Origin of the sequence: Nitrososphaera sp. AFS, assembly GCF_009898475.1 — an archaeon.
Classification (GTDB): Archaea; Thermoproteota; Nitrososphaeria; order Nitrososphaerales; family Nitrososphaeraceae; genus Nitrosopolaris.
On the sequence record NZ_QURE01000139.1, the window covers coordinates 679 to 9162 of the forward strand.

Sequence of the window (8484 nt, forward strand, 5' to 3'; positions counted from 1 at the left end):
GACGCCTACGACAGTATTCTTTATTCAGGTTTATTTTCAAATATTTCATCGGATACTCAGCACACACTCTCTAATTTGTACCGAAGTATAAAACAACATAACGAGATAATTACCTATCTAAAGCAATATGAAGATATTTTTTTATTATTTGATATTTCCAAAGGCAAAGAAGGAATCTATTCAGATAAGATATCAAATTACAAATTGCAGTTGAAGTTGACCGTTTTGGAACGTGAGATTCTGAGATATATGCAATTGAGTAAAGAGAGTATCTACACAGAAATGAGGAGGATACAATAATATTAGTCCACTTAAGGCAAAGTAGACTAAAATTTGACTTTAGCGATCTTAATTTCATCTTTGTTATCTCCGTCGGCAACCCAGCCTCTTCTCTTAAGAACATCGCTTATTTGACGGATTGGCTCAGGGCCTAGTGCATTCAGTCCTTTTTTCTTAATTTCAAATATGCTAATACTCTTCGCAGGATCTCCTTTTGTTTCATTGTATAGGATATCAAGGAACCTAGGAAGAAACCTATCTATATCCTGTTTTGATATCACGCCTAGGCTTTCGGGTGGAATCCTTTCACTATCTGAGATACTGTAAATGCCATCATAGGTGATCTTAATCTCGTCCTTATGGTTTCCACCTTGGATTAGATTCTCGCCTTTAAGAATTTGTATGATTTTAGGAGCATACGCATCTTCAGAAATGGCCGATATTCCAGCCTTCTTCCAAATCTCATTTACTTTAATACTTTTCGTAATGTCACCCATTGCTATTCTACATGCTTCCAAAAGAAACTTACGTGCGTTATATCGTATTACAGTTTCTTCCCTATCACTCACAAAGATGGTCGAACTCAGTCATTTATTTGCTTTATCGAGTGATGATAGTTACTAATATCTTTCTAAGCCTAGTCATTCGATTAAACACTAGACTGGAGGACAATAATAGGGTATGGTTAGTGTTTAATGTTTAATGTATTATCAACAATCAAGTTTATCCTAGCATATTACATTATGGTAACACTATTAGTTCTCCTCTCATTGTTGGCTGATGATACTTACAAAAAAACTGATATGTACCATCCTCTGTTGCTTTGAAAGTGATAACACCATGCTGCCCTGGGCCTAGATCCTTATCAATATTATATGGTTCCCCAATTGTAAAGGAATGTCTATCGCCATTTGGTGGTGTTTCAAGATTGTAAAATATTACATTAACAGTGTCTCCCTTGTTAACTGCTATAACAGATGGAGAGAAAGAATCTGGTGGAATTCCTAATTTGGTTTGGTTAAGATCCTCGTGTGAAGAAGTAAATACATAAAATGTCTTGTTTGTTGAAGAACCAAGTATGGCAGTTGACATAGCTCCTATGAGGGATTGATTTGTAGTCATAGGCATCTGTTGTGCTATTACAACATGAGAATCGTTTATGGAAAGGAGATTTAATATTGTAAAAGGCATAGAAAGAAGCAATATCAATGTTCTTAAAGAAGCAATCCCGGACCTCAATATTCTTTAATACTAGATCGTTAGTTTATATAATTATCTATTCGGATAGACATGAAAGGAGGAGGTCCGCTAACCGCCTTGCGATAAGACAATGCCATATATTGGCGTATTTCCAAAATGGTTTTGTACCTTCGTTGGATCAATCCATAAACTGATGGTATGACTGTTCATTATCTTGATGCTTATCGGCACATTTAGATGAGGGCTATCCGTCAGAGTCACCGTGGCTGTGCCATTGAATGTCACTATTGAATAACGATTAGTAGTCGAGCTATTCGCATTTGTTAGCTTAAAATCTGATATAGAATGCTGATGTAATGTAGTACCATTTAGATGCACCATACTTAATAAAGTACTGAAAGTTGCGAAGGCTGGTTGAAGCTTCTGTTCCGCTACCCTTGGCTTAAACAACAGCATCTGGAACTGACCACTAGCTATCCAAGTGGGTTTGCCACTCGCATCATTTTGCAGACTTGAAATAATTCCAATAACGTTAGTGAAGTTTAATTTGTTAATTGCATTGTTTAAAGAATTGGTGCTTGCGAGGGTATTATTGCTAGAAGTATTTACCATACCCATTCTTGTTTTATCACTGGCTTGTGCAATTGCGAAATGGTTATTAGGAAAACCAACAGGTGCAACTAAGACAATTGTTGTAATCAAAGTAACAAATATACCAAATAAGATTATATTTTGACTACTGTACATCAAGTATATAGTGGCATACCATATTGATCCTTATTAAGATTTTATGACCTGGATTCAAACCCTTACTCCACAATCACCATTAAGGTTCCTAGTTCAATACCAGCATCCTTAGCAATTTCAGAATTAGGTCTCACTCCAGTACCAAGAACTATGAAATCACTCTCAATTTCACGCTTAGTATCAGTCTTTATTCCTGTAACTTGTCTATCTTTGCCAACTATTTCTTCTACACGTTCACCTAGTATAGTTTTCACACCATTGGCTTCTAGTTCTCTTTGAACAATCTTGGCCATTGTTTTATCAAGCAATGTGGGAAGAATATGATCCGCCATTTCAACCACTGTTACATCCATACTTCCATTTCTTCCTGCTAGTCCTCTTCTTCTTTTCTTAAATGCCTCAACCATTTCAAGTCCTACAAGACCTGCACCAGCAATGATACATGATTGAGCTTTTTCTATTATATCAGAATCATTAATTTTCATCCCATCATTATAATTCCTTAGAAGAAATATGCCTCTCTGATTAGCACCTTTGATATTGGGTATGGATGCCCTTGCACCGGTTGCTATTATTAAAGAATCATAATCAAATACTGTCTCTTCAAGGCTCTGTAAATTTGTTGTATACACTTTTTTTCTAGATCTATCTATTTTGAATGCACGGGTGTTTGTAATTACATCTATATCGTATTTATGTTTGAAAATCTGTTCGTTCCTTTCTATTAGTTTTTCAAAATTACTTATCAGGCCCTCTATAACATAAGGTATACCACACGCACCATAAGAAACAACATTCTCTTCTTGTATTATCTTTATATCTGAATCAGGATCAATTCTTCTAGCCTTCGATGCTGCACTAGTTCCAGCTGCAACACCTCCAATAACTAGTATTCTTTTGCTTTTATTATCTGACAATTCTCTACTCTAACCTTCAACTAAGAAGCTCCATATCAAATATTTTACTTATTTATCGACAGTATAGTAACTCATTAGCCAACGGTTACGATGCCCTGAAGGTTGAATGGAATTGAATGTCAAAAGGCAATGTCAATGTTATAACTATGGTGTGCTTGGCGAATTGAGCATTGAAAGATCATATTGATTAGCATGGTCACCTGGTTGTTCAAATCTGACTGGCTCTCCATTAATGGAATCTAATATATACAGACCAAGTTCGGTTAGCTTTACCTTGCAATTCAGGAAATTAAAGAAGTAGGAATCGCCGTTTAGTAGAATATTGGCCTCTTGCTCCTGAACAATATTGGTGGTATGTAATATGTCCTTATCAATGGCAATAACTCCTTCTGACAGAGCATAGTTGATCTCTCTTCGTTCTAGGTACTCAAGTAGTTCAAGAATTGAAAGGCTTGCCAAGTCTAAAATACTCACAATTCTGACAATCACTGGATTTCTAATAAGTTTAGTCAGGTGGACTTGATCAATCGGCACATATCGATCGCTCATGGGAAAGTATATGCAGCTGAATAAGATAACAAGAACGTGTACGCTGCCTTGCAATGAAATACGTTCAGTGTTGGAGTGATTTCTGAGAAGAACAATGATAGCAACTTGCTTATGAAAATATTGTTGTTAACAACAATTTATGACATAAAGCAAACAAACAAGTGTAGAGTATATGTACTCCAATTATGGCTAACATAATCAACAATACTGATCTGGATAAGGTAGCCCAAACTGTTGCAAATGGCAAGAAAGATAAACAGACTCTAAGAAAACCAATAAAGTTAAAAGGAGATTGGAATCTAGACCCCAGCTTAGGATATCAATTCAGAACAGAACTATCATATGAAAAGGGAAAACAAATAATTGAAATAGATTCACCTTCGTTTCTAGGTGGAAATGGTAATCGATTAGGTCCAATGGCATATTGCATAGCGGGTATCACATCATGTTTTATAGCTACTTTTACAAGCATTGCAGCGGCACAAGGAATTAGGCTGACAAAGCTTAGTGTGAATACAGAATGATTAATTTTGCAAAGACTTTTGAAATAGCAGATGAGCCAATAACTGAAAGTATTAACTTCCAGATAAGTGTAGAAAGTGATAAAGCGGATAAGCAAAAGCTTCAGGAATTGGTCAAAATAGTAGCAGAAGAAGAGCGATGTCCAGCTGTCTATAGTATGTCTCATGAAATAAAGGTGAATGCTCAGAGTAAAAACTAGCTTCTTGGTTTATGATATGATAGGAATTACTATATCGGAGTACTGATAAGCACAGGGGATTAACTTTGGTGCTATCAATTGTTCTCATAGGGGCCCAGCGAAGCATCCTTTTGTTGAGTGCACTACATAAAAACTACTTAATATTGGGCCGGAATACTATGTAATGCACTGCATTCGTAGTGCTTAATTATATTCATTCCATTTCAGTCAATCTATGAATAAATTGGCTACGGGTATACTGGTATCTCGCCAAAAACAACAAGGAGGCGGCGGCTCTTCATCCTCGTCGTCATGCTCATCTTTACATCTAGAAGGTTGTCCATGCATTGGTTGTCCATTTAATTATAATGGCGAATGCACAGACTTGGATTATTCTATCCATTGTCCACATATTAGGGCCTGGGTTTTACGTTCGGATGATATAGAGGAACACAAAGTACAGATCATACGTGAGCAGTCTGCAACAGCAAAAGTACGCCATAGAAAAACTTATTCCAATAGGTCCATACCTACTCCTCATGTTTATACAAAGAGTAGGAATCAGAAAAAGAGACAAGTAAGAGCCTAGCCTAACTAAATTTCAATTTCTCAAACCACCTTCGATTTGAAACCTGAATGGAAGGGGCTGCCGTTGCAATTATACTTAAGGCTACTAGTCTTCCCTCACTAAGTCTGAATCTTCTAATAACAATTATGAGTTGGTAAATTCTCAAGCATACACTAATGACTAACTACGGTATTCATCATAGTATGTAGCACAACAAATGAGTGTTCCTTGCAATGCAGTGCAGTCCAATTCGATATATAAGCTGCTTTATTCTGATAATATATGGTGAGTAGGATTGGGTTTTCAGGAACAGAGAGAAAACATGTCTCTCCTGAGACAGAAAAGTTGACCGTGAAACCAACCACATCCGCCGAGTTGTTAAGATCCTTGATAAACTCGGTTACTTCTGATTACGAAGACAGACTTTTATTGCAAGATAGCATAGACGGGATACGAAGAGATGCAGAAGCATTTATTTCATATTTATACTGCATGACTTCTTCAGTTAAGAGAAATGAATTACTTTCTGTCTACAGGCAAATACTAAAGGACATGATAGGCAAAGTTGACACATTACTTAAGAAGAAATGAGCCTATTGAGCGGCAAACTGAAGAACTTCTACTCAGATAAATGTGGGTAAACCATATCCAGGATTAGATATAGTGCACTCAACATGATAAAAGTACTCATATCGTGAAGGTTTATCTTCAAGAAGCACTGCCGAGAAAATAAGTAAATGATCCACAATTCCTGTTATACTACTTTTAAGGAAGTGTTACCAAAATAGTATGACGACAGAAACTAAATCTACTGAGAATTCATCTGAAGTTCAGATAAAAAAGATACTTGTTCCAATTGACGGTTCAGAATACTCATTAAAAGCAGCAAAATATGCAATAAAAATTGCAAAAGACGAAAATGCGCAGCTCCTTTGTATTCATATAATTACTCCCCGCATACCTTATGGCTATTCCTCCTCAATACCTACAACGGACAAATCCCACACTGAAATTAAAGATAAAGTTCAGAATTTGTTTGATATAGTAAGACAAATAGCAAAGAATGCGGGTCTGTCAGATATGAAGACAGACGTTTTTGTCGATGTCAAATCTGTTAGCGAATCAATCTTAAATTATTCTGCTAATGAGGATATAGACCTAATAGTGATTGGAACTAAGGGAAGAACTGGACTGAAAAGGTTTTTGATTGGAAGTGTCGCAAATGCTGTAATACAACATGTTCATTGCCCTATACTTTTAGTTAGATAACAACTGATGTAAATTATAACTGCGAGATTGTCATGAGCCTTATCAGCATACCTATGCAAAACTGTTTATAGATGATGATTTTTAGTTAGGTCAAGTTAATAAGTAAGTTAAGTTGGAATAGATTCAATGAACGAATATGAATGCAGGACATTATTCTCGGCCAATAAATTATAGTAAGGTAGTTTAGTTAATCACATTATAAACGATATGATATTAAATATAGCCTTGCAAGTACTGCAAATGAATTAGTAGATTTCGACTTTAGATATATTGGATTTAGTGGTTGTAAACCCTTAGACAGGCCAAACAACCAATCAAATTTTTATTTCTTTCATTTTTTGCCGTACGGTGCAATGCATCGTACTCGGACTCTTTATCTTGTTTGGTAAAGAATTCTTTCGTACTGTCATAGTCATAGGAGGTGACAAAAAATATGAAAGAGATGGAATGTTCACGTTGTAAGGAAGATGTAGGTGCACTTACTCTGAAAGGCTATGTTTACCTTTGTTACAAATGCCTGGCGGAGGGTGTCAAGCGAGTGAGTCAGTAAGTATGTCATAGCCACTGGGAGTGACAAAGCATGAAAGATGGTGTAATTGGTCTGTTGAAATTCGTGGACAGCCTGCTATTGACCCTGTTTGATATCAGCCTCATTGGCTTTGGTGGCACACTGTCAGTTCTGTTTATTGCTGGTTCTCGATTGTTTGATGTACAAGGTTTGGCCACGTCGAGAACTGGTAGGCATCGACCTAGAAGAATAGTAAATAATAACACCTTTTTTGTGTATGTATCTTTATTTGTTGTATCTCTGAAGTGACAATCAGTCAGGTCCTGATTAGAAGAGATTCAATAGAAGGCAATTGCAGAAATTGCAAGGAAACATGGATGGATGGAATCATTGCAACAACAATAGAAGACTGTAAATAATATCGACATAGCAGGTAGTTTATGTTGAGGCCGAGAGATCAAATTGATTTATGTTTATTAGAAGTTTCTAAATCAATAATTTGGCCGCGCCATTATGTAATGATTAGAGAATCCTTATTGACGAAACCGGATGTATTTCTGTAATTCCTCCTGGTAACTCTGGCGGCTCTATTAGATATCTGCCAGTAACCATTACATGCTGACTTTGGAAGCAGAGGTTTAAAGTTAGGGCCATCATAACCATTACATGCTCCCACATTAAATGACTTAGTACTAGTGACTGGTCCTTGGCATGGAACCTCTATATGCAACGCAGTACCACTATGAAACTTTGCAAAGAATGCTGTAGTATATTGACCCGGTCCTAACATGTTCTTGTATTGTGAGTCTAGAACTATATTGAAGTTAGCATCTCCATCAGGGTTAAAGTAATCTGTGTATATGATCGTCCCTGATACTGTAATGCATGGATTAAGTATGATAAATCTAGCTTCTTTTGCCGGCAAGATAAAGTCGTTCAAATGTGTATTGCATTGACTTGGATCCGTAATGGCATTATCATTAGTAGCAGCTGCTATTAGGTTTTGAGAGATTGTTTGAAAGTCACTACTGAATCTGTGAATATGTCCTAATGAATGTGGCTTTGTTCTACCTGTTGCTGATGGAATAGACGTACTTGATCTAGTTGTTTTTATTCTCTTTGATAATGTCGTACTTGTTATATGTGACGAAGATGATGATAAGGAAGAGGAAGATGATTTTTTGGCTTTTATCAAAGTGAAAGCGGAATAATCATTACTAGACAGAATAAATAGTAATAATGAAGACGTTAATAACAAAGCTATTGTCAAAACTTTAACTGGATATGTCATTGAGATCATGGAAGAATCTTTATTCCGTATACAGGATGGAGCTCTGTTATTCCTCCAGGCATCTCAGGCATCTCAATTAGATATCTTCCAGTAACCATTACGTGTTGTCCTATTTTAGGCAAAACGGGTTTAAAGTTGGGTCCATTATATTCACTGCATGCGCCAACATTTTCCTTACTTGTGCTTGTAACTGGACCTTGGCAAACAGTTTCCATGTGCAATGTTGGACCTCCAGGATATTTACTTGCAAAAACCTTAGAATAGCTTCCAGGCCCTAGCATATTCTTGTAAGGAGGATCTAATACTATGTTGAAATTAGCATCACCATCATTGTTAAAGTAGTGTGTCCATACTACTCTGCCAGTTACTGTGACACATTGTTTTATTACTGTAAATCTAGCTTCTTTTAGTGGAAGAATAAATTTGCTGAGTTGTGGTAAACAAGGGGTCCCGAGT

At 36.5% G+C, this 8484-nt stretch carries 12 protein-coding genes; 5 read left to right on the top strand and 7 right to left on the bottom strand.

Annotated elements, in window-relative coordinates; genetic code table 11:
* Positions 1–326: 326 nt before the first annotated feature.
* The 5 genes from DYY65_RS11510 to DYY65_RS11530 all read right to left on the bottom strand — a co-directional run bounded on the left by DYY65_RS11510 (position 327) and on the right by DYY65_RS11530 (position 3692).
* Positions 327–848, bottom strand: coding sequence for a hypothetical protein (locus tag DYY65_RS11510; RefSeq protein WP_162478102.1), 522 nt, complete (start codon positions 846–848; stop codon positions 327–329).
* 172 nt (positions 849–1020) lie between these two features.
* A complete protein-coding gene (locus DYY65_RS11515) occupies positions 1021–1470 on the bottom strand; it encodes a cupredoxin domain-containing protein (protein WP_162478103.1) in 450 nt (149 codons plus the stop codon).
* A 117-nt stretch (positions 1471–1587) separates the two neighbouring features.
* Entirely contained in the window at positions 1588–2229 is a 642-nt protein-coding gene (locus tag DYY65_RS11520) for a hypothetical protein (RefSeq protein WP_236561817.1), read from the bottom strand.
* Between the two features lie 59 nt (positions 2230–2288).
* Positions 2289–3143, bottom strand: a complete 855-nt coding sequence (locus DYY65_RS11525; RefSeq protein ID WP_162478105.1) for an FAD-dependent oxidoreductase — start codon at positions 3141–3143, stop codon at positions 2289–2291.
* 144 nt (positions 3144–3287) lie between these two features.
* Positions 3288–3692: a hypothetical protein gene (locus DYY65_RS11530; protein ID WP_162478106.1), complete on the bottom strand. Its 405-nt coding sequence runs from the start codon at positions 3690–3692 to the stop codon at positions 3288–3290.
* A gap of 185 nt (positions 3693–3877) precedes the next feature.
* Between DYY65_RS11530 and DYY65_RS12295 the strand changes: the two genes are divergently transcribed.
* The 5 genes from DYY65_RS12295 to DYY65_RS11550 all read left to right on the top strand — a co-directional run bounded on the left by DYY65_RS12295 (position 3878) and on the right by DYY65_RS11550 (position 6229).
* Positions 3878–4216 carry an OsmC family protein gene (locus DYY65_RS12295; RefSeq protein WP_201449486.1) on the top strand — a complete coding sequence of 113 codons (339 nt, stop codon included), beginning with the start codon at positions 3878–3880 and terminating at the stop codon, positions 4214–4216.
* On the top strand, positions 4213–4413 hold the full coding sequence (locus DYY65_RS12300) for a hypothetical protein (protein WP_201449487.1): 201 nt from the start codon (positions 4213–4215) through the stop codon (positions 4411–4413). Before DYY65_RS12295 ends, DYY65_RS12300 begins: the two co-directional genes overlap by 4 nt.
* A gap of 214 nt (positions 4414–4627) precedes the next feature.
* A complete protein-coding gene (locus tag DYY65_RS11540; protein WP_162478107.1) occupies positions 4628–4981 on the top strand; it encodes a hypothetical protein in 354 nt (117 codons plus the stop codon).
* 261 nt (positions 4982–5242) lie between these two features.
* On the top strand, positions 5243–5551 hold the full coding sequence (locus DYY65_RS11545) for a hypothetical protein (RefSeq protein ID WP_162478108.1): 309 nt from the start codon (positions 5243–5245) through the stop codon (positions 5549–5551).
* 198 nt (positions 5552–5749) lie between these two features.
* Positions 5750–6229, top strand: coding sequence for a universal stress protein (locus DYY65_RS11550; RefSeq protein ID WP_162478109.1), 480 nt, complete (start codon positions 5750–5752; stop codon positions 6227–6229).
* Positions 6230–7248: 1019 nt separating this feature from the next.
* On the opposite strand, the gene DYY65_RS11555 is transcribed toward DYY65_RS11550, so the two are convergent.
* Both DYY65_RS11555 and DYY65_RS11560 read right to left on the bottom strand, forming a co-directional pair.
* Positions 7249–8037, bottom strand: coding sequence for a hypothetical protein (locus tag DYY65_RS11555; protein ID WP_162478110.1), 789 nt, complete (start codon positions 8035–8037; stop codon positions 7249–7251).
* Positions 8034–8484, bottom strand: a 451-nt coding sequence (locus DYY65_RS11560; protein WP_162478111.1) for a hypothetical protein, incomplete at its 5' end; no start/stop codon positions are given. The genes DYY65_RS11555 and DYY65_RS11560, both read right to left, overlap by 4 nt.